The 21,092-nt window shown below is 69.1% G+C and carries 9 protein-coding genes and 6 pseudogenes; 7 read left to right on the top strand and 8 right to left on the bottom strand.

The genetic code is table 11. The features are described 5' to 3' along the window. Positions 1-15 precede the first annotated feature (15 nt). Positions 16-4,398, bottom strand: a complete 4,383-nt coding sequence (locus ACFVV1_RS33140) for a S8 family serine peptidase (RefSeq protein WP_389997046.1) — start codon at positions 4,396-4,398, stop codon at positions 16-18. A gap of 464 nt (positions 4,399-4,862) precedes the next feature. On the opposite strand from ACFVV1_RS33140, the pseudogene ACFVV1_RS33135 reads away from it, so the two are divergent. Further along, positions 4,863-6,313 (top strand): annotated as a pseudogene (locus ACFVV1_RS33135) (NF041680 family putative transposase). Positions 6,314-6,328: 15 nt separating this feature from the next. Further along, positions 6,329-6,508, top strand: coding sequence for a hypothetical protein (locus tag ACFVV1_RS33130; protein ID WP_389997043.1), 180 nt, complete (start codon positions 6,329-6,331; stop codon positions 6,506-6,508). Positions 6,509-7,114: 606 nt separating this feature from the next. Here the strand turns inward: ACFVV1_RS33130 and ACFVV1_RS33125 are convergent. Further along, a complete protein-coding gene (locus ACFVV1_RS33125) occupies positions 7,115-8,236 on the bottom strand; it encodes a PP2C family protein-serine/threonine phosphatase (RefSeq protein WP_389997041.1) in 1,122 nt (373 codons plus the stop codon). Between the two features lie 433 nt (positions 8,237-8,669). Between ACFVV1_RS33125 and ACFVV1_RS33120 the strand changes: the two are divergent. Next, positions 8,670-9,237, top strand: a pseudogene (locus tag ACFVV1_RS33120) (ISAzo13 family transposase); the annotation flags it as partial. Between the two features lie 32 nt (positions 9,238-9,269). Here ACFVV1_RS33120 and ACFVV1_RS33115 read toward each other — a convergent pair. Continuing rightward, a protein-coding gene (locus ACFVV1_RS33115) for an IS3 family transposase (RefSeq protein WP_389997039.1) occupies positions 9,270-10,480 on the bottom strand; the annotation gives its coding sequence in 2 pieces (ribosomal slippage) (positions 9,270-10,183 and positions 10,183-10,480; 1,212 coding nt in all). Positions 10,481-10,990: 510 nt separating this feature from the next. On the opposite strand from ACFVV1_RS33115, the gene ACFVV1_RS33110 reads away from it, so the two are divergent. Then, positions 10,991-14,758, top strand: a complete 3,768-nt coding sequence (locus ACFVV1_RS33110) for a S8 family serine peptidase (RefSeq protein WP_389997037.1) — start codon at positions 10,991-10,993, stop codon at positions 14,756-14,758. Positions 14,759-14,855: 97 nt separating this feature from the next. Here ACFVV1_RS33110 and ACFVV1_RS33105 read toward each other — a convergent pair. The 3 genes and pseudogenes from ACFVV1_RS33105 to ACFVV1_RS33095 form a co-directional block, all read right to left on the bottom strand. After that, positions 14,856-15,026, bottom strand: a pseudogene (locus ACFVV1_RS33105) (acetyl-CoA carboxylase); the annotation flags it as partial. Between the two features lie 88 nt (positions 15,027-15,114). After that, entirely contained in the window at positions 15,115-15,459 is a 345-nt protein-coding gene (locus ACFVV1_RS33100) for a hypothetical protein (protein ID WP_389997034.1), read from the bottom strand. A 115-nt stretch (positions 15,460-15,574) separates the two neighbouring features. Continuing rightward, positions 15,575-15,787, bottom strand: coding sequence for a hypothetical protein (locus ACFVV1_RS33095; protein ID WP_389997032.1), 213 nt, complete (start codon positions 15,785-15,787; stop codon positions 15,575-15,577). 122 nt (positions 15,788-15,909) lie between these two features. On the opposite strand from ACFVV1_RS33095, the pseudogene ACFVV1_RS33090 reads away from it, so the two are divergent. Next, positions 15,910-16,064, top strand: a pseudogene (locus tag ACFVV1_RS33090) (transposase); the annotation flags it as partial. A gap of 822 nt (positions 16,065-16,886) precedes the next feature. On the opposite strand, the gene ACFVV1_RS33085 reads toward ACFVV1_RS33090, so the two are convergent. After that, complete coding sequence (locus ACFVV1_RS33085; protein WP_389997030.1) at positions 16,887-17,867, bottom strand: helix-turn-helix domain-containing protein; 981 nt, start codon at positions 17,865-17,867, stop codon at positions 16,887-16,889. A 535-nt stretch (positions 17,868-18,402) separates the two neighbouring features. Between ACFVV1_RS33085 and ACFVV1_RS33080 the strand changes: the two are divergent. Then, positions 18,403-18,843 (top strand): annotated as a pseudogene (locus tag ACFVV1_RS33080) (transposase); the annotation flags it as partial. An 89-nt stretch (positions 18,844-18,932) separates the two neighbouring features. Beyond that, positions 18,933-19,090: pseudogene (locus ACFVV1_RS33075) on the top strand (transposase); the annotation flags it as partial. Positions 19,091-19,327: 237 nt separating this feature from the next. Here the strand turns inward: ACFVV1_RS33075 and ACFVV1_RS33070 are convergent. Then, on the bottom strand, positions 19,328-21,067 hold the full coding sequence (locus tag ACFVV1_RS33070; protein ID WP_389997027.1) for an alpha/beta hydrolase: 1,740 nt from the start codon (positions 21,065-21,067) through the stop codon (positions 19,328-19,330). Positions 21,068-21,092: the final 25 nt, after the last annotated feature.

Here is a 21,092-nt window from a genome sequence, read left to right as displayed (position 1 = left end):
AGGTGGCGCCGGGGCCTAGTTGCCCAGACCTGCCGGGATCCTCAGCATCACCGAGCTGGACCAGGCGGCGTTCGGGCCGCCCTCGCCGTAGACCATTAGCTGGTGGTGATCGTTGATGTCGAAGCTGTAGGTCGGCGTGAATCGATCACCGGCAGAGAGCGGCACCATGCCGGACAGATCCCAGAGCCGTCCCTGCGGGTCCCACATAGCCGACACCGCGACGTCCGGGGAAAGTTCGACAGTTCCGAGGATCCACCCGTCGTCGGTGACTTTCTCGCCGGTCGCGTTGTATCCGTAGTCGGCAAGGCGCTGCATTCCGCCGGCCTTGGTCCACACGAACGCGTCGTCACCGCTGGTCCCCACGACAGTCGCGGAGGCGTTCACATCGTTCGCCTGGGCCGAATACTGTCCCGGAAGCGTGCCGAGATCCTGAATAACACCTGACGTCGCATCCCAGGCGACCGCGTGCGTGACATGGCCATCGGTGCGCGAGGCACCGACGATCATTCCGGCATCGTTGATGGCGCGCGGCTGGGTTACCGTCAGATCCGAGGACAGGTGGGCCAGCTTGCTGAACGTCCCATCCGGCGTCCGCACGAACCCGTCACTGTAGCTGTGGTTCTTACCGTCAGACTCCTTGACGATTGCTTCGGAGAATCCGGCGACCACCCCCTTGTTATTCACGGCGGTCGCGTAGCCGCTGGAATAGGGCCGCCAATCCGGGACGCCGAGCACGGTGAGCGATCCATCCTTGGCCCATTGAGCGGGAAGATAATGCAATGCACTGTCCGTCGCGATACCGACGGCGATCTGGCCGTCATTCAGGTCCAGAGCCGATCCGTACCTGCCCCCGGCGAGATCCAGGTTGGTGAACCTGTCGGCGGCCGTCCAGATGGTCGGCGTCATCCTGGCGTTGTACTGGCGGTCCCCCGCGACTACGCCGCTCTCGTTGAGAGCCGCGCCGACGAATGGCGGGGCCCACGCGACCAGATCGAGTTTGGGGACATCGACAGTGGCGATCGTGACGTCCGCCGCCCCGATGATCGTGCCGTGCTCGTTGGCCACTCGGACCCGGCCGACCATGGGATCCTTGGTCAACTGCCGAGCGCTGACGATCATTGCCCCGTCGACCGGCATCGACTGGCCCGTGGCAACCGTGTACTTCGCGTCGGATTTCGGCGTGATCGTGCCGAGGCCCTTCGAGTACATCTCTTGGTGGTAGTCGAACGTGACGTTGTCTCCGGGCACGGCGACTCCCGCGACCACGATGAAGTACGTACCCGGCTGTGGATCATCGATGACGATGTGCTCGGGCGAGTCCCCGGTCGTGGTGCTCTGGCCTATCGGCCTGCCGTTGAAATACACATAGAAGTCCAGATCGGCAGCGTCTCTGGGCGTCAGCGTCACGTCGAGCCGGGTCGCCTGACGCGGAACATAGAGCATGTTGGACGTGATTTCGCCTTGCGAGACCGTCGAGAACAAATTGCGGACATCGCCGATCTCGCCAGTTGCGACGTGGGCGACCGCGGGGCCAAAGGTGTTCTTCCCCGTCGAGCCGACATTCGTCGGCGAGTTCATCGTCACCTTGTCGACGGTGACGGTCCCCGGATCGAACGACATGCCCTGCAGCGAAACCGTCGCTGTGTACGGGTTCTGTTCGACCGGAGACGTCCTGCGAGACTCGATCACGAACTCCCAGATGCCGGGTTTGGGTCGGTACACCGGTCGTGCGGTGGCGTTGCAGTTCGCCGGGTCGGTGTAGTTGGTGTAGCAGTGGTAACTGGCGTTGGAGTCTGCGGGCATGCCGTCGGGGTCGATGGGCAATGCGCGGACCTGGCTGCCGTCGGCGAGCCCGCCCAGGGTCATCTGCAGTGCTTCGACGCCCTTGGGAACGGGCACCAGCAGCGAGGTGGTTCCGGTTCGGTTGAGCGTGCCGGAACTGGTGACCGAGTAGTCGGGTTTGGCCAGCGGCTTGGTCGCCAGCACGGTGACGGCGACGAACTGGTCGATGCCGCCCGTCGCCGGGTCATCGATGGTCAGGATCGCGCTATGCATGCCGGAGGTCGTCGCGGTCGCGGTGACCGTGATATCGGCCGCCTTTCCGAGCTGCAGGGGCATTGCCGCGCGGGCGCTGAACGTGCCGTCGTTGCCGATCCAACCGATCCGGTGCGCGACGTTCCCGGCGGCACCGCTGGTCCGGGTGACGCTGACCTTGTAGGTCTTCTGCGCACCGGTCACCTGGCCGCCTTCCGTTGGCAGACAACGGTTGTAGATGCCGACGCCGGTGTTCGGAGTCGCGAGCAGGCCGGACAGCGAACTACAAACGGGAGCCGACACAGTGAGCTCATTGGTGTTGGTGCCAGCGCTGAGCTGCTTCCAGGCCGCGACGGTGTCGATGATGCCGGCGCCCTGCGCGACGGTCGGGACGCCGGGGATCGGGTCGGCGGTGCCGGTCAGGGCGGTCTTCAGCGCCGCCGGGCTGACCGTCAGCGAATGGGCCTTGGCGGCCGATAGCAGCAGCGCCGCCGCTCCGGCGACCTGCGGGGCCGCCATGGAGGTGCCGTTGGCCATGCCGTACCCGGCCGGCAGCGAATACCCGGCCTCGGGGACGGCTTCACCGGACAGCCACATCGGGATCGAGGAGATGGCGGCGCCGGGCGCGGACACCTGCGGCGCCAGCGCCCCGTTCTCAGCGGGGCCGCGGGAGGAGAAGCCGAAGATGCCCTGCTTGGTGGCGACCTTCGACCCGTAGCCGGCCCACCAGGTGTCGGAGCTGACGGACGCGGCGACCGAGATGGCCTTGCCCGCCACGGACGGCGAGCTGACGGTGTTGGTGCCGAGGCCGTCGTTGCCGGCGGCGATGATGATCTGGACGCCGTAGTTGTCGATCAGCTTGTCGTAGAGCGCGGCGATCACGTCGGAGCCGTCGTTCAATGCGGGAAGCCCACCGATGGACAGGTTGACGACGTCGACATGGCGATTGGTGACCAGGTCGATCATGCCCTCGGTCAGTGCCGCCTGGGTGCAGCCACCGCCCCAAGTGCAGGCGCGGGCGGACACGATCTGCGCGCCCGGTGCGGCGCCGTGCATCTGGCCGCCGAACATCGACGTGCCGGCGGTGATCCCCGCCACATGGGTGCCGTGCGAGGCGACCGGCAACCCGATAGACACGTAGTTCGCGGTCTTGCCGACGTTGCTGCCGCCGAGCGGGGAGAGATCGACGTTGTCGCGGTACTCGACGACGAACGGGATGCGCTCGTTCTGCGGTGTTGCGGGGTCGTCGCTCCCAAGGTGGCCGACCTGGCGGTCGACCGCGAACGGGGCCATCGGTGTCTCGTCGGTGAGGTCCTGGTTGTTGTTGCCGTCGACCCAGATCCTGTGTGTGGTCGGGTCGTACAGAACCCCGTAGAAGTCCAGGGTGTCGCCGTCCCGGTTGAGGTCGCCCTCGAAGTCGCTCCCGGCCGTCGCACCCTCGTAGAACACGCCGAATTGGAACGTGCCCTGCGGGATCGTCCAGGTCTTGCCCAGGTAGCTGAACGTCGGACCCGTCTTGGTGGTGGACATCCGCACCCAGCTGCCGTCGCGGTCGGTGACCGGATCGGTCTCGGTTACCCAATCGACAATCTTGGGCTTGCCGTCGCTGGTCGTCTGTAGCGCGGGATGCTCGACGTCGACGCCGGTGTCCAGCACGCCGACGACCGTGCCGCGTCCGTCCCAGGCCGGGTTGTCCTTGACGAAGGCCTCGGCGCCGGTCTCGTTGATCGGTAGGTACGGGTTGTCGGCGGGCGTGTTCGTGCCGGGCGCGGTCGGCCCCGCGGCCTTCGTTGCCGCCGTCCTCGCACCCGCGGCGCCCAGATCCGGGCCCGGGATCTTGTACGTCCGGTTCAGGTCGATCGCCGCGACCGACCGAAGGCCGGCCAAGGTGGTCACGCTGTCGGTCGGGACGGTCGCCCGGACGTAGCCGACCTTTCCGGTCACCGACCCGACGGTCCCGCCGGCCTTCTCCACCGCGGCGACGACGTCCTCGGTCGCGCCCTTCCGGGCCAGCATCAACACGGTGACAGACTTCTTCTTCGACGCCTGCGCCTGCTGCAGCAGCCTGGTGTCGGCGTTGCCCAGCTTCTCGGCCGCAGTATCCGACAGCGAATCGTCGGTCAGCGGCTGGAACCCGTCGGTCTTCCCCGCCCTGTAGATCGAATCCGGGTTGTCGCGCCCGGCCCGGTCGTCGAGCCCAGCAACGGGCGACCGACCCGGCCCCTGTGGCCCGTCGGGATCAGCGGGTTCGACCTTGCTCGCGCCAGCACTCTCGGAGCCAGTCGGGCTGGTCGGGTCGGCGGCTGCGGCCGCAGGCGCAATCAGCGCCGCGGCGATCAACACGGCCGACGCCGCGGCAATCACACCTGTTCTTCTTCGTCGCGCCATCGTGCTCCTAACCAAGGAGTGAAACATCACCGTGCGGCCAAGCCCGCAGACACGAGAACACCTGAGCCGCCTGGCCAATCTCGCAGTTGGGTCCGGGCAGGATCAACGGACCGAGCGGGGCGGATGTCCGCCATGGCTGAATGCCGCCACACTCGGCGCAGACCCACCGCTCCCAGTCGGTCGACCAGGCCGGCGAGATCCCTCAGCACCCGCCATCGGTGCGGATTGCTCGCCCAGAACCCAGCAGTTCATCCACGCATTCCGCGCATCCACATGTCTGGTGGAGCGCACCGGCCGCTAGCTTGATCTTTAACCTCGGAGGTCGAACGACTCGTCGTACTTGATCACTCGGACTGGTAACTGCCGTACGTGCAGGCGGCCTTCGGCTGAGCATGTGCTCCGACCAAGGAACACGCATACCCAGCACGAAGGCCGTGGGAATGAGTCTGTTGCATCATGCTGTCCGGCAGGATCCGTTTGCGGAACTGTCACGCTTCCGGGGTGAGTTCTACTCCTGTCTGACCCGGCGTGCGGATGCGTTGTTCGAGCTCGCGGACGCCGTGTTGTGTGCGGATGGTCCGGTCCGGTCGCTGGTGGAGCTGTCGCTGGTGGGCGAGCATCGTCGCGGGCACGGTGGGCTCTACGACGCCCTGGCCGCGGGCCAGGTCGATGTCGGCAGGCTACGGCGGGCCCTGGCCGCGGTGTCTTTACCGCGGGCGGCGGACGGCCGGCTGGTGCTGGCCGCCGACATCACCTGCTGGCTGCGGCCGAGCGCGCACACCTCACCGCAGCGGATCCTGTGCCACACCTACGGACGGGGCAAGGACCAGCACATTCCTGTTCCCGGCTGGCCGTACTCGGTGATCTGCGCGCTGGAGACGGGCCACAGTTCGTGGACCGCCCCGCTGGACGCGCTGCGTCTGGCCCCGGGAGTTGACGCCGCCACCGTCACGGCCGGGCAGGTGCGTGAACTCGTCGAGCGGCTGATGGCGGCCGGACAGTGGAAAGACGGCGATCCGGACGTTCTGATCGTGGTGGACGCCGGATACGACGTGCCCCGCCTCGCCTTCCTGCTGAAGGATCTGCCGGTTCAGGTGCTGGGCCGGATGCGCTCGGACCGCGTCCTGCGCCGCACGGTCCCGCCCCGCGAGCCCGGCACCCGGGGCCGCCCACCCCGCCACGGCGGCGAGTTCGTCTTCGGCGACCCCACCACCTGGAACACACCCGACGCGCAGACGGTGACCGAGACCCGCCTCTACGGCACCGCCACCGCACGGGCCTGGGACCGGCTCCACCCGAGACTGACCCACCGCTCCGCCTGGACTGCCCAGCTGGGCTCCCTGCCGGTGATCGAAGGCACCGTGATCCGCCTGCAGGTCGAGCACCTGCCCAGCGGCGCGACACCGAAGCCGGTGTGGCTGTGGTGGTCGGGCACCGACGCCACCACAGCCGACGTCGACCGTCTGTGGCAGGCGTTCCTGCGGCGCTTCGACATCGAGCACACCTTCCGGCTGTTCAAGCAGACCCTGGGCTGGACCTGCCCGAAGATCCGCACCCCCGAAGCAGCCGACCGGTGGACCTGGCTGATCCTCGCCGTGTTCACCCAACTACGTCTGGCCCGCCCGCTGGCGGCCGACCTGCGACGGCCGTGGGAAAGACCGAGCCCGCCCGACAAGCTCACTCCCGCCCGAGTCCGCCGCGATTTCCGGCACCTCCGCCCGAAGGCGGCCTGAGAGCACCGAAATCCTCCCGCCCCGGCCCAGGACGGCCATCCGGTCGCAAGAACACCTGGCCCACACCACGCTACGACGTGCACACAGTCGGCAAACCGGGCCCCGCAAAACGACGGACGAAGAAGTCAACAACCCCGCGTCCCCGCCGCACAGGTTAAAGATCAAGCTCAACCTTGGTGCCGCCCTACGGCATCAAGATCAGCGCTCCTGTGCCCGACCTCCACCTCGGCGGGACTCCGGTCCTTCCCATCCTGTTGCGGGAGGACACTGACGGCCGCATCCAGGCCACGGACTTCACGAAGGTACTCACGGACGCAACGGCTGCGGCTCAGTCGGACAGCCCCGAGGCCTAGGCACGGCCCCATCGTGCGGGAGCCTTCAGGCCGCCTCGCAGCCCGTGGCCGACGGGTGCGCAGGGCCTTGAGGAGGCCGAAGAACTCCCGCCACCGCTCGCGCGGGCGGATGCGGCAGTACAGCTTGCCGGTGGCCAGATCGAGGGCGGCGAGCATGTGCCGCACGCCGCCGTAGCGGTTGTAGGTTCGTCGAGCAGCTGTCAGGGCTGACTCGGAGGTACAGCCGGTGGACTGAACGCCTGCGCTCGACGCCGGCGGTCGGTCTCGCGCTCCCGGGCCGGGCCGGCGCCCGAATGGCCCGCGTTTTCGGGGTGTCCGCCAGCCGCAGCGCCTTGCTGCGGCTGGTCCACGCATTGACCGACCCACAGACACCACCCCCATAGATGGTTGGTGTCGGTGAGTACGCCACCCGCAAGGGCCGCCGCTACGGCACCATCTGGTGGACGCGGAAACTCGCTGCCCCGTCGATCTGCTGCCCGGCCGGAAGGCGTCGGCGGCCTGACTACCACACCAAGGGTGTCCGTCAAAGCGGGACAAGTTCAGCTCGGCCCCTGCTTGCCATCCGAGGGAGGCCGGGCCGTTGCGTGTACGTGCGCTGTGTCGCGCTCAGCGGTGCGGTGACCGTCGGACAGACAGGACCGCGACGTCGTCGTGCTGGCCGCCCTCTCCGGCGAACGCACGCGCGTCGTCGTAGAGGGCGCGCGGCAGCTCGGTGGGAGAGAGCGACGCGCGCTCGTTGAGGCGTTCGGTGACGGGGTAGAACGCGCCGTCGGCGGCGCGGGTCTCGGTGAGCCCATCGGTGGTCAGCAGCAATGTCGCGCCGGGCGGGAAGGAGAACCAGTCGACGGTCGCGGGTTCGGCTGTGAGTTCGGCGAGACCGAGGGGAACGCCGGAGTCGAGGGCCGGCGTGATGACGGTGGCGTCGTGCAGCAGCTGCGGCGGAATATGCCCGCAGTTGATGACTTGTACCTCGTCGTGCGCGTCGACGTTGACGATGAGCGCTGTGACGAACCGTTCGTCGTCGCCGGTCTGTGCGGCGTAGGAGTTGTGCCGTACGACAGAGGCATCGAGGGCATCGACGAGCGCGGTCAGGGTGGGCTCCCGGTGGGCCGCTTCACGGAAGGCGCCAATGACGGCGAACGCGGCGCCGACCGCGGGCAGGCCCTTGCCCTGGACATCGCCGATCAGAACCCGGGACCCCCACGGAGAGACGACGACGTCGTAGATGTCGCCACCGACGAGCCGGTCCTCCTGCACAGGCTCGTACACGCCGTCGACCAGGACGTCGTCGGTGAGCAGAGGCAGAGGGCGCAGGATGTGGCGCTGCATCGCTGCGGCGGTGGAGCGTAGCCGCAGCGTCTCGTGCTCGCGGTGGATACGACGGTGGCAGGCGTAGACGGAGGCCGCGCCCAGGGCGAGGGTGAGCAGCACCATCAGGATCGTGTTGAGCCACGAACGCCCGTCACCTTGACTTACCAGCACGGTGACGGTGACCACGAGCGTGGTCCACGCAGACACAAACTTCGTCTGGCGTACGGTGCACAGCGCCGACGCCGTCCCGGGCAGGAACACAAGCAGCCCCAGAAGCCATACCGGGGATCCGGACAGGGCACCGAGGGCCATCACCAGGACCGTCACTGACACCACGCCGATCACGACTTCGGCGTTGCGCGGCGGTTCGATGGCCTCGAAGCGACGCGTGAATCTCTTCGGGTGAGTACGGGGCACGGAACCTCCCGGGCAAGTGACGTGCTTCCCGTACGTTAGGCGGGCTCCGCCGCGGGCGAGCCGCGCCCCGCCGGACGATGGCCTTTGCGCGGTGAGCACCACTGCGTGCGGGGCACGGCCCTGGCACTCCCTTGGCCCGGTCGAGCTCGATGCCGCTGGGCGACACCCACCTCTCGGTCGCTCTCACCGGCGACACATCCATCCGCGCCGGGGACCCCGGCTATGGACGCCATCTCGACCGGGCCGGCGACGGGGGGCGGTTGTGAATGGACGTGCTGCGGCAGTGAGCGGTCTTCCCTGGGTCATGCGGGACTGCCGTCGGGGTGGTGGTTGATCCACGCAAGCAGGGGGCTGCCGATTAATAACTTGCCAGTTACTGTTGCGTGTTGGCCCGTAGGATGCGGGTGTGTCGGAGAGGATCAAGGCGGGGCTGGTGGATGTGTTCGGACTGCTGCTGCCGCATCTGGATGAGCGGCAACAGCGCCTGGTGCTGGGGGCCGCGGCCTGTGTGCTGGGTCATGGCGGGATCCGTGCGGTGGCTGGTGCGGCTGAGATGGCGGAGTCCACGGTCTCGCGTGGGAAGCGGGAGCTGGAACGCGGGGAGGAGCCCGCAGGTCGGGTCCGGGTACCGGGGCCGGAAGTCCTTGCGGGAGGCTGATCCCGGGTTGGTGCCCGCGCTGCTGGCGCTGGTCGAGCCGGACCAGCGGGGTGATCCGGAGTCTCCGCTGCTGTGGACGGTGAAGTCCACCCGGAATCTAGCGGCCGAGCTGACGCGTCAGGGGCACCGGGTCGGTTCGGACACGGTGGCCACGCTGCTGAAGGCGGAGGGGTTCTCCCTGCAGGGCACCTCGCGGACCGCCGAGGGGGCCCGGCATCCGGACCGGGACGCCCAGTTCCACTACATCAACGACCAGGTCAAGGCGTACCTCGCCGACGGACAGCCGGTCATCAGCGTGGATGCCAAGAAGAAGGAGACCCTGGGCAACTACGCGGTCATCGGAATCGGGGCCTTGACCCCGGATTTTGAACACGTCTATGCAGCTCGGGCCAGGGTAGTTGCTGTTGATTGGAAGTCGTTCTCGTAGGCGATCAGAGATCGCTGGCCGAGGCGGGAGTGTCGGCGTCGGGTGTTGTATCGGGTCAGCCAGCGGAAGGCGTCGAGTCGAGCTTCGAGCTCGTTCGACCAGCCTGTGCGGCCCTTGAGCGTCTCTCGCTTGAAGGCGGCGTTGAAGCTTTCTGCGGCGGCGTTGTCCGCGCTGGACCCGACCGCACCCATACTCTGCCTGCCCCCTACTGACCTGCAGACTTCAGCGAAGGCCCGACTCGTGTATTGCGAGCCGTGGTCGGTGTGCATCACCGCCTTTGTCAGGCTCCCGCGGGTCCGTTCGGCGGCGGTCAGGGCGTCGATGACGAGCTCGGTTCGCATGTGATCGGCGATTGCCCATCCGGCCAGACGGCGTGAGCACAGGTCGATGACGGTCGCGAGATAGAGCGGCTTCGCGCCGCTGATCGGCAGGTATGTGATGTCGCCGACGTACTTCGTGTTCACCGCGGTCGCGGTGAAGTCGCGTCCAATCAGATCTGGTGCCTTCGCCTCGGCCGGGTCCGCGACGGTGGTCCGGTGCCGGCGGCGCAGACGGACTTGCTCGATCCCGATGGTCCGCATGATCCTCGCGACGCGTTTGTGATTGACCAACAGGCCGCCCTTGTCGCGGAGCTCGGCCGTGATCCTGGGGGCGCCGTAGGTGCCGTCGGAGTCCTGGTGAACCTTGCGTATCCGGGCCGCGAGCTCGGAATCGGCGGCCTGCCGGGCCGTCCGCGCGGCCGCGGTGCGGCGCCAGTAGTAGAAGCTCGAGCGGGAGACCCCCAGCAACGAGCACGACCGCGTGACGCCGAATCGGCGCTGGTGATCGTCAACGAACTGGCAGCGGTTCACCAGCGCGTCTCCGCAGCGAAATACCGGGCCGCCTTGCAGAGGATGTCGCGTTCCTCTTCCAGCTCACGAATCCTCTTCCGGGCAGCGGTCAGCTCCGCCTGAACGCCGTCACCGCCGGACTGCGCAGCGGTCGGCGGCGCGCAGTGGGAGCCGGAACCGCGCCCGTCTGTGGCCCGGATCCAGTTCCGAAGCGTCTCGGTGTTCACCCCGAGATCAGCGGCGACCGACTTGATCGTCGCTCCCGGCCTCGACCGATACAACGCGACCGCGTCCGCCTTGAACTCGGCGGGGTAGTGATTCATCCCCACGGGGACTCCGTTCTCCTGGACCATCAAGATCCAAGTCTCTCCGGTGTCCAAAATCCGGGGTCAGGGCCCACGCCTCCGCCGCGGCCACCTTCACCAACGTCGCCTTCTACGACGCGAGCAAGAATCCGGGATCCGTCCCAGGCGACAAGTTCTACGCGGGCCTGCCGGCCCCCGACAGGCCCGGCCCGACCATGAGGCCGACCAGCACCGGGCAAGCCGCAGCGTGCTCCTGTGGCACCCACTTTGGATGCCACTTGGTAACCCACTTTGGTGCCCGGCATCAGACAGGGCGGAAAACCCGCTGGTCGCGCCGCAATATCCCGGACAGCACTTGTGCCGGCCATCCGGTTCGCAATCCACGTGCGGCCGTGCATCGCAGCGGACGCTGGCGGGAAGGCGCCATGCCCATTCCCGCCAGGACCCGTCCAGGTCCGTGCGCCACAGACCCCACCACACTCTTCGCAGCACTCGGGAATCATCCCCTCCCGGGTCCGATGAAGAGAGGGATCCATGACCAGAGTTCCCCCGAGACGCAGGGCCGGGCTGTTGTCGGCCGGACTCGCGCTCGTCCTGCTCCCGGCCGGTACAGCGGGGCAGGCCGCCGCGGCCGGACCGGACGGCGGCGGCCAGGCGGCCGCGCACACCAGCGTCGAAGCCGCCGCACGCCCCACGGCCACTGCCCACGCCACCCACACCGTCACGCTTGTCACCGGCGACAAGGTCACCGTCACCGACCTTGGCCAAGGCAGGAAGACAGTCAGCGTGGACCGCCCGAAGGGCGCCACCGGCGCCGTCCGCACCGAGACGACGAACGGCCGCATCACCGTCGTCCCGGACGAGGCGCTGCCCTATCTGAGCGCCGGCACCCTCGACGCGCGGCTCTTCGACGTGACCGAGCTGATACGCCAGGGCTTCGCCGACGGAGACGAAGGCGCGGCGGACGGGCTGCCGTTGATCGTCACCTATGGCAGGAGCGCGCGGACGGCGCCGAGTGTGCCGCAGGGCGCCGAGAAGGTGCGGTCCCTGCCCAGCGTCGGCGGCTCCGCGGTCCGCGCCGGCCAGGAGCGCGCGTTCTGGCGGTCCGTGGCCCCGCAGGCAGCCAAGCCCGCCGCCCACGCGGTGACTTCGGGCGGCGCGGGCTTCGCCGACGGAATCGAGAAGATCTGGCTCGATGGGCGCGTCAAGGGCGACATGGCCGAGTCCAACGCGCAGATCGGCACGCCGCAGGCTTGGGAGTCCGGACTCACCGGCAAGGGCGTGACGGTCGCCGTGCTGGACACCGGCGTCGACGCCGGGCACCCGGATCTCGCGGGACGCGTCTCCCAGTCGAAGAGCTTCATCGAGGGGCAGGAGGTCGCCGACCGCAAGGGACACGGCACCCATGTCACCTCCACTGTCGGCGGTAGCGGCGCCGCGTCGGACGGCAAGGAGAAGGGTGTCGCGCCCGACGCCACCCTCGCCGTCGGCAAGGTCCTCAGCGACCAGGGCTTCGGCAGCGAGTCGCAGATCATCGCCGGGATGGAGTGGGCCGCGCGGGACGTGCACGCCAAGGTCGTCTCGATGAGCCTCGGCTCATCGGAGGGCAGCGACGGCACCGACCCGATGGCGCAGGCCGTGAACACGCTCTCCAAGGAGACCGGCGCCCTCTTCGTCATCGCCGCCGGAAACTCCGGCGCCCCCGGCACGATCGGCTCGCCCGGCGCCGCCGACTCCGCGCTCACCGTCGGCGCCGTCGACTCCGCCGACCGGGCCGCGTCCTTCACCAGCCAGGGCCCCCGCACCGGCGACAACGCCCTCAAGCCCGACGTGTCCGCGCCCGGCGTGAGCATCCTCGCCGCCCGCTCCCAGCTGATCAGCGGCAGCGGCTACTACACCTCGCTGAGCGGTACGTCGATGGCGACGCCGCATGTCGCGGGCGTCGCCACGCTGCTCGCCCAGAAGCACCCCGACTGGACCGGCGCGCAGCTCAAGGACGCGCTGATGTCGACCTCGAAGCAGCTCGGCGCGTCCGCGTACGCACTGGGCGCGGGCCGGGTCTCCGTGCCCGCCGCGATCAACGCGCAGATCACCGCGACCGGCAGCGCCGACCTGGGCTTCTACAGCTGGCCCTACGCGGACAACAAGCCGGTGACCAAGACGCTCACCTACTCCAACTCCTCGGACCAGCCGGTCGAGCTGAGCCTGGCCGCGCAGGGCGCTCCCGACGGCGTCGTCTCGCTCGCCGACATGTCGCTGACCGTGCCCGCGCACGGCACCGCGTCCACCACGGTGACCGGTGACGGCGCGAAGGCCGCCGTCGGCAACACCAGCGGACAGATCGTGGCGAGCGCCGACGGTGCCCCCGTCGCGCACACCGCCTTCGGCCTGGTGAAGGAGAACGAGCGGTACACGCTCACCGTCCACCTCAAGGACCGCGACGGCGCCGCGACCGCCGCACACCTCGTGCTGCAGCAACTCGCCAAGGGCAGCGACCCGTTCCCGGCGTATGTCGGCGACTCCGGCACCCTGGAGCTGCGGCTGAACCCGGGCACGTACAGCCTGACGTCCTTCCTCGACGTGCGCGGCAGCCACGGCGCCGACTCGCTCGGCCTCGGCTTCCTCGCCGCCCCCGAGGTCACCCTCGACCAGGACCGCGAGGTCACGCTGGACGGGCGGCAGTTGAAGGAGATCAGCGCCAAGGTTGACCGGCGTACCGAGACCCGGCAGCTGCTCATGGAGTACAGCCGCAAGGCGAACGGCGCCGACCTGTTCGGCGCGGTACAGGTGCCCCTGACCTACGACAGCGTCTTCGCCGCTCCCACCGACAAGGTCACCGACGGCACCTTCGAGTACCGCACGGTCTGGCGGCTCGGCAAGCCGCACCTGGAGGTCGAGGCGGGTGGCAGGCCGCTGGACGGTGCCACCGTCCAGTCCGGTAGCGCCCTCACCGACGGCCGCAGCACCGTGCCCGTCGTCGACGCGGGCAGCGGGGCGCCGGCCGACTACACGGGCAAGGACGTGCGCGGCAAGGCCGTCGTCGTCCGCGCGACCGGAGCGATCTCGCCGGTCGAGCTGGCTCAGGCGGCCCAGGACGCGGGCGCCAAGGCCCTGTTCGTCACCGACGACAAGCCGGGCCGGCTGATGGCCTGGTTCGGCAACGCCGACCGCACCGACCGGTCGCTCCTTATCGCCACGGTCAACGCCGCAGACGGCGCCCGGCTGCTGGCCGCGGCCAAGTCCGGCGAGCGCGTCAAACTCACGAGCACCCGCAACACGCCCTACGTCTACGACCTGTCCGACGGCCACCCCGGCGCCATCCCGGGCAACCTGACGTACACCCCGAAGCAGAGCGAACTCGCCCGGCTGGACGACAAGTTCCACGCGGTGAAGCCCGCCCAGGGCGGTGAGTTCCGCTTCTCCATCACCGACACCTTCCGTTACGGCGTCGGCTTCCTGGAGCGCATCGACTACCCGGCCGAGCGCACCGCCTACGTCTCCACCGGCCCCGGCCAGAAGTGGCACGAGTCCGTGATCACCGTGCCCCGTGCCATCGAGGAGCGCAGCGGCCTGGTCACCTACCGGGGCGGCACGCGCAGTGAAGTCGACTGGTTCAAGCCGGTCTGGCACCCCTGGCTCGGCACCGGGCTCGCCTGGGGCCAGCAGCGGGCCGGGAACGACCTCCAGTTCAACACCCCCGGCTGGGGCGACTCCGGACCCGACCACACCGGTTTCGGCGACGTGTGGAACGACAAGTCCATCCAGCAGACCACCGAGGTCTACGTCGACGGGGTGCGCGTCGACCGGCGCACCGGCTCGGCAGGGTACGCGCGGAAGGCCGATCCGGCCGAGCGCACCTACAAGGTCGTCACCGACACCGCGCTCGACCCCGAGCACTGGAAGCTGTCTACGAAGGGCCACTCCGAGTGGACTTTCAAGTCCGCCGAGACGCCCGCCGACAGGTGGACGGTCCTGCCGCTGCTCAACCTCGGCTTCGACGTCGACACCGACCTCGCGGGCGACGTCCGCGCCGGGCAGCGCCTGCCCGTCGGGATCTACTCCGAGTACGTCAAGGGCGCGCCGGACACCGGGACCATCGGCGACGGCACCCTCCAGGTGTCGTACGACGACGGCCGGACCTGGACGTCCGTCGGCCTGGACCGCGACGGGAACAAGGCCGCCTGGCGCGGCACCCTGAAGGTGCCCGCGGACGCGCAGTTCATCTCGCTGCGCGCATCCGCCCGCGACGACCGGGGCGGCCAGGTCACCCAGGAGATCATCCGGGCGGTCGGCGTGAAGTGACGCGCTCCGGCCGCAGGGGCCATGGTGTGAGCCGTACACGGCGCAACCCCGAATGACAGGACGGCGCCGTCTCCCGTGGGACCCGGGAGACGGCGCCGCTCGTCGACTCAGCCGTCGGTTCGACGATGCCGCGGACGACACCCAGCTCCACCAGGTCCTGCGGACACAGCCCGAGCTCGTCCGCGGTTTGCCGGACTTGGTCGGCCGGGCGTTTGAGGATCGCGGCGGCCAGTTCGGGCGCGATGATGGAGGAATAACTGTCTGGCGTGACCCCTGAAGGGAATTGCTGGGGATGCCGGACACCAGGCCGGTGCTGCCGCTGGTGTGAAGCACGCAGCCGACTCCGCTGTGTGTCGCTACAACACGCCGGTCAGGGCGCTGTTCTCCCACTGGTCGGCGATCTCCATGTACCCGGCGAGGACCTTGGAGTGCGGAGCCCAGCCACCCTGCTTGGCGATGACGATCCGGACGTGGCCCTTGACGCGGGAGGAGGTGGCCAGTCCGCGGCGAGGGCTGTGGCCGGTGAAGCAAATCTCGATTCCGGCGCGCTCGCCGGCGCGAGTGATGACGTCGCCCACGGATTCCAGCTGCAGTCCGCCCTGCATGACGGTGTGCCAACGTAAGTGCAGCCGCCGGAATGCAGGGCTGTTGGGCTCGTTGGCGAGGCCGGCGGCCTCCTTCCAGGCATTCCAGGCGCGCACCGGGCAGATGGCAGGGTGGGGTGGGAGCTATAGGGCACGGGCACGATGCGGGGCCGGATCTTGGAGACGCGCATGTCGGGCGTGCAGGGCCCAGGGCGAGGATCTGGACCACCTGCTACCCGACGCCGCCCGACGATGGGCCGAGATGCACGACGTGAACCTTGACGAGGCCCAAGGGCGCATCGCCACTCCCTTGCGCTGGGTCGCCGATGCGGTGGCCCGCCGCAAGGGGCTGGACAACGACACCGTCCGGCGTCTGATCGCCCGCTTCTTCTTCAACCACCCGCGAAGCGGTCCAGGCGCGGCTCGTGGAGGCAATCGAGCGCACCTCGCCCACCGTACTGATCGCTCACTCCCTGGGAACCGTCGTGGCGTACGACAGCCCTGTGGCGGCACGATGTGAAAGTGGACGCCCTGATCACCGTCGGGTCCCCGCTCGCCAGGCCCGACGTGATCGTCAAGAGGCGGCAGCGCCGCCTGTCCGGCGTGGACGAAATGGTGCCCTCCCTGTCCGCGAAGGGCCTCACCCACGGGGAGATTTCCGCGCACCTGGCCGAGGTCTACCGGGCGGAGGTGTCCAACAGACCATCTCCACGATCACTGACAGTCATAGTGGTACACGGGTCCCCGGTGGTCGTGACCCGATCACTGACTGACGTCCTGCTGGACTGTCCTTGCCTTGATCTGTCCGACCGCTGGGGCCCGGTTCCCGAGGCTCCGGCCGGGCGGAGCATGACCTCGTAGGAGTCTGGCCAGAGGCCCCCTGACTGTCCTGTCTGCCCTTTTCGGCCGGAGCTACCTTCGGCAAGGGAGGCGTCTCCAGCATGACAGGCATACAGGCGGCGGACACCACGGATCAGGCGGTGGTTGGCGGGGTGGACTCCCACGCCGACGCAATCCACGTCGGCGTGGTGAGTGACCGGGCGGGCACCTCGCCGACGCCCAATTCCCGACGAACACGGCCGGATACACTGCCGGGATCGCCTTCCTGCAGGCTTACGGCAAAGTCGCCGCCGCCGGTGTGGAGGGCACGTCCTCCTACGGCTCGGGCTTCACACACACACACATGCCGCACGGCAGGCTGGCCTGACCGTGATCGAGGTCAACCGGCCCGACAAGGCGGAACGCCGCAGGATCGGCAAGTCCGACCGGATCGACGCCTACGTCGCCCGCCCGAGCCGTCGTCTCCGGACGGGCGACGAGCGCTCCGAAGGGCGGGGCCATCGCCGGGATACGCGCTCTGCAAACCGCGGCACGCTCCGCGGTCTAAGGCCCGCACTGCGACGCTCAACCAGATCGCGCACCTGCTGATCACTGCACCCGACGCCATCCGCGCCAGCGGCGGTGGGTGACGAACACCCTGCCGTGTGGGGCAGGCGGGCATCAGCCGGGCGGTACCGGCGTTGCCGCCGGGCGCGACGCACTTGTCATGCCCACCCCCGGCGGGCGGCGATCCAGCCCAGCTGGATTCGGCTTTCGGCCCCCGCCTTGAGCATGAGTTCGCCGATGCGGCGCTGGACGGTACGGCGGGAGACGCCGAGCTGGCCGGCGGCGGCCTGGTCGGTGAGGCCGGCCAGGACGAGGGCGAGGACTCGGGCGTCCATCTCGTCCAGGCCGTCGGGGCGGATCTCGGTGACGCCGCCCACGGTGTTGGGAGAGAGCGGGTAGGCGCGCTCCCAGGCGAGTTCGAAGTTCGCGAGTAAGGACTCCAGCAGCCCGCAGGCGTGTACCAGGATGGAGGCGGGGGAGGTGCGGCGGCCCGGGATCAGCGGCACCATGGCCACATCTCGGTCGGCGATCATAAACTTCACGGGGACCGATTCCGCGACGCTGACCTGCTGGCCGGCCGCCAGGGCGTCCAGCGCCTCGCCGACCACGCCCGGCTGGCCGAGCATGTCGCGCTGCACGATGGTGCGGTAGAGCACGCCGCGGCGCACACCAGCGGTCTCCGCGGTGTTGTGCTCGCGCTGCACAACGGTGGTCTCCGTCACCATCATCGCCCGGATCTCGTGCCGGGCGGACTCCTGAAGTTGTATGAAGCGGTGCCGGACCGCGCAGGGGTCGGTGATGACCTCGACGATGGCGCCGCCAGCGGCCGCGTTGCGGTACTCCTCGGTGAGCGCGAGCAGGGCCTCCTCGGCTGCCCGCAGGTCGTCGCGGCGTTGCCGCAACGTTCCGCCGAGCGCGATGGCCGGGGGCGCGGCGGTGAAGACCGTGGCCACCGACGGCTCTCCGTCCGCACCGGACACCGCGAGGCCGCGCCAGGCCAGTGCGGCGAGCAGCGGCAGTATCTCCGCCGGTGCACGGCCGGTTTCGGCCGCCAGCAGGTCGGCGTTGGCGCCGGCCTGGGCCACCAGGAGGCGATAGACCTCCTCCTCGGCAGGACCAAGCCCGAACAGCGAGAGCACGGGACCTCCTCGTTGTCGATCAAGCGCAGTCCCAGACAGGTTATGGAGGCTGCCGCCCCGTCAGTCACGCGGGGGGCGAGGCAGCGGCGCGCTCCGAGGCGGCCCGCCGCTGCCGAAGTCGATGTTCACGAGAACGGGTTCTGGCTCAATTTCTGGTTGCGCCGTGAGGCGCTGTTGGTTCGAGTGGAGGTGGAAGACCTGCACCAACCTCCTGTCGCAGCAGGCGGGTTGAAGCTGAGGGCAGCCTGATCCGGGTGATGCCGGGGAGGGCGAGAGCGGCCCTGACAACCCTACAGCGCGTCTACGGCCTACTCGCAGTCCTCCACGAGCAGCAGCATGGCGCCCTACCCCCGTGCGCATCGCCTCGCTGTCAGGCACGACAACACCCATCTCTCTTCAAGAGCCAACACCGGTCCGCCACCATACAAGTTCCGTGCAGTCAACGCGCGTTGCACGGGTGCAGTCGCAACAGGCGATGGCCGGGGGCGGGACTGTAAATCGTTCGGTGCAACTCCTGATCAAGGAAGATGCATCGATGACCAGTGACAACGTGACTGAGGCCGAGTCCGTCGAGGCGGCTGAGCCGCAGCCGGCGAAGGGGTTGGACGACCAACTGATCGACGAGTTGGTGGGCCGTGCCCAGGCCGAGGGTCTGCAACTGACCGGTGAGGGCGGGCTGCTGCAACAGCTGACGAAGCGGCTGCTGGAGTCGGCTCTCAAGGGCGAGATCACCGACCACCTCGGCTATGACAAGCACGACCCGGCCGGGAAGAACGGCGGGAACTCCCGCAACGGCACCCGTGGCACGACCGTGCTCACGGACGTCGGCCCGGTGGAGATATCCGTGCCCCGTGACCGTGACGGATCTTTCGAGCCGAAGATCGTCCGCAAGCGGCAGAAGCGCCTGTCCGGCGTGGACGAGATGGTGATCTCGCTGTCCGCGAAGGGCCTGACGACCGGTGAGGTCCAGGCCCACCTGGGTTCGGGGCGTCCGCGGACCCGGCCCGACCGGGTCCGCGCCGACAAAGCCGGCTGTACGCGCGGGGCGGGCCCGCGAGTGACGTTCTGACCCAGTGTCCGGGTTCGGGGGCGCCGCGGCAGTACAGTGCGGAGTTCCGGTCCGACGCGATCGCGTTGTGGCGGGCTTCGGCCGGCAGGCGGACGTTCAAGGACGTCGCGGCTGATCTGAACGTCAACCCGAGACGCTGCGGACCTGGGTGCGTGATGCCGGCGGTCGTCCAGTCGCCGCCGGCGCGTCGCAGGACACCGAGCCTCGATCAAACCCGGAACGGTTCAGTGGTCGCAGTGCTCCCTGGCTGGTTCGGGAGTGCTGGCCGATACCGAGGTCCGGATGGTGCGGGAGCGGTTCGGGGGTTGGGGGCGGATGACGGTGGGCCAGACGCTGGCGAAGGGCGGCGCCCCGCCGAGAGGATGCCGCCCTTGGGTTGCGCCGGTTCCGCTCAGGCGGCGCGGCGGGTCTTGCGGCGGCGTACTGCGACGGCGGTGCCGCCACCAGCGACGATCAGCGCGGCGGCTACACCAGTGATCGCTGCGGTGTTGATGCTGATCGACGCCCCCATCGGCGCGGACAACGCCTTCGTCGTCATCAAATCCGACGAAGACGCCTTATCGGCGCGCTTGACGCAAGTCTGATTCTTCGTCGGCAGTTTGCCGGTAGCCAGGTACCTGTTGACCTCGTCGTCCACGCAGGCGTTGCCGTAGCGGCCGAAGAGGGCGTGCCGGTTGGCGCCCTTGAGGGTGAGCAGCTTGGAGCCGGGCAGTTGCTCGTGCAGGGTCACGCTGCTCTTGTAGGTGGTGCGGGGGTCGCCGGTGGCTGCCACGATCAGTACCGGGGCGTCGCGGCGGACCTGGGTGGGTTCCTCGCGGGGGCGGTCCCAGAAGGCGCAGGGGCCGATGTTGTTGGTCATTGGTCCGAACACCGGGTGCGCGGCCCGGCTGCGTTCGATGTCGCGCCAGTAGACCTCGGGGTCGCGCGGGGCGGCCACGTCCCCGCAGAGAACCGCGGCCTGGACTCCCGACGGTTCGGCCGCGCTGTGCAGTAGGTACCGGAGCGTCGCGGCGAACTCCGGCGAGAGCGGCGTCGGCGCCGTGCCCCGTGCGGCCCTGCTCAGCACGGCCAGCTGCTCGGCGAGGAACGCCCGGGTCGGGTCGGTGTCGTCCCCGATGCTGGAGTAGAGGAGGACCGGCACCTGGGTGTCGTCGATCCGGAAGGTGTCCGAGCCGGTGCCGACGGTCAGCGGGCCGCTGGCGGACGTCTTGAGGACGCGGTCGACGGTGGTGAGCACTTGGGCGCGGGTGCGGCCGAGGCCGTATTCGGCGTCGTGGTCCGCCGCCCACGCGGCCCAGGCGGACAGCGCCTTCTGGCTCGCGCGCTCGGTGCCCTTCGTCAGGCGGGGGCCGTAGTCGGCGGGGGCGACCGCGCCGTCGAGCACGACGCGGTCGTAGCGGCCGGGGAACATCTGGGTGTAAACCGTGCCCAAGTAGGTGCCGTACGAGTAGCCGAGGTAGGAGATCTTCCGCTCGCCGAGCGCGCCGCGGACGACATCCATGTCACGGGCCGTGTTGCGGGTACTGATGTACGGCAGCACTGAGGCGTCGTGGGTGCGGCACTTCTTGGCAAGGCTCTTCTGCAGGGCGACCTGGCGGTCGAAGCCTGCCCGGCTGGTGCCGGCCGAGAACCAGGACGTGCCGACGGGCCAGCCGCAGTCCAGTGGGGTGCTGCGGCCGACGAAGCGTGGGTCGAAGCCGACGATGTCGTAGCGCGCGCCGACGTCCTTCATCGCCTTGCGGACGTCCGGCGGCGACTGGACTGAAGGTCCGCCTGGCCCGCCGTTGTTCAGCAGGATCGATCCGATGCGGTGGTGGGTGTCAGTGGCCTTGAGCCGGGATATCGCAAGGGTGATCGTGCGCCCTGCGGGGTGGGCGTAGTCGAGCGGCACGGTGACATCCGCGCACTGCACACCGGCCTTGTCCAGATCGCGGCCCGTCGTGTCGACGGGGCCCGTGACGCAGCTGCCCCAGCCGAGGTGTTGCCGGTAGTACTGGTCGAGCCCGGCTCCGGTGCCGTTCTTGGCGGGGGCCTCTGAAGCTGAGGCCAGGGCGGGGGAAGTGATGAAGCAGGCGGCGAGGGTGAGGCTCGCGGCGGAGGCGCGCCGCGCGGTGGGGCTGAGGATGGTCACAGGTCTCCTTGGGTTGGTGGGTACG

The organism is Streptomyces sp. NPDC058092 (genome assembly GCF_042884935.1).
Lineage (GTDB): Bacteria > Actinomycetota > Actinomycetes > Streptomycetales > Streptomycetaceae > Streptomyces.
The sequence above is the reverse complement of the archived record's forward strand: the minus strand, read 5'-3'. Positions and strand labels throughout refer to the sequence as shown.

Bases quoted from the DNA above. Each gene is read 5' to 3' on its own strand.
- ACFVV1_RS33110 (WP_389997037.1), top strand. From the start codon at position 10,991: ATGACCAGAGTTCCCCCGAGACGCAGGGCCGGGCTGTTGTCGGCCGGA.